Raw genomic sequence first — 1,077 nt, 5'->3', positions numbered from 1 at the left:
GGCGAAACTACCTGCAAGTGGGAATGTACACGGAAATGATTTTCCCACAGAAAGGTGTCCGCTTCATCGCTATCAATGACGGAGTGGACAGCGCACAGGGCGACAATGACTTTGCCCCGCTGCGGAATATCTTTAACGAATGGCTGGTGAGAGATACGAGCAAGAAAATCAAGCAGTAAAACGCTCAAAAGGCATGAATGGCAAGCCCATCACAAGCAAGCCTGTGTATGGCTACCTCATGGACGAGGATGAAAATTTCATTATTGACGAGGAAGCTGCACCCGTAGTCAAGCAGATATACAACCTCTGTCTTGCCGGGAATGGTCCGACCAAGATAGCCCGTATGCTCACAGAGCAGCAAATCCCCACGCCGGGAACGCTTGAATACCGCAGGACGGGCAGCACCCGCCGCTACCACCCCGGCTATGAGTGCAAGTGGGCGACCAATACCGTAGTGCATATCCTTGAAAACCGGGAATACACAGGCTGTCTGGTAAATTTCAAGACAGAAAAACTTTCTTACAAAGTCAAGCACAGTGTAGAAAATCCCCCGGAAAAGCAAGTGATTTTCGAGAACCACCACGAGCCTATCATAGACACCCAAACATGGGAACGGGTGCAGGAGCTTCGCAAACAGCGCAAACGCCCAAACCGCTATGATGAAGTGGGTTTGTTCTCCGGCATACTGTTCTGTGCGGACTGCGGCAGCGTGATGTATCAGCAGCGATACCAGACGGACAAGCGCAAGCAGGACTGTTATATCTGCGGCAACTACAAGAAACGCACCCATGACTGTACGGCGCACTTTATCCGCACCGACCTCTTGACCGCTGGTGTACTCTCCAATCTGCGGAAAGTGACCAGCTATGCGGCAAAGCATGAAGCCCGGTTTATGAAACTCTTGATTGAGCAGAACGAGGACGGGGGCAAACGCAGGAACGCCGCCAAGAAAAAGGAACTGGAAGCCTCCGAGAAACGCATAGCCGAGTTATCCGCTATCTTCAAGCGGCTGTATGAGGACAGCGTGACCGGGCGCATATCAGACGAGCGTTTCACAGAGCTGTCGGCAGACTATGA

The 1,077-nt window shown here is 52.0% G+C and carries 1 pseudogene; it reads left to right on the top strand.

The annotated features are described in order from the left end of the window. Positions 1 to 1,077: pseudogene (locus DXA97_RS19780) on the top strand (recombinase family protein); the annotation flags it as partial.

Source organism: Clostridium sp. OF09-36 (assembly GCF_003481985.1).
Taxonomy (GTDB): domain Bacteria; phylum Bacillota; class Clostridia; order Lachnospirales; family Lachnospiraceae; genus Brotaphodocola.
The sequence above is the reverse complement of the archived record's forward strand: the minus strand, read 5'-3'. Positions and strand labels throughout refer to the sequence as shown.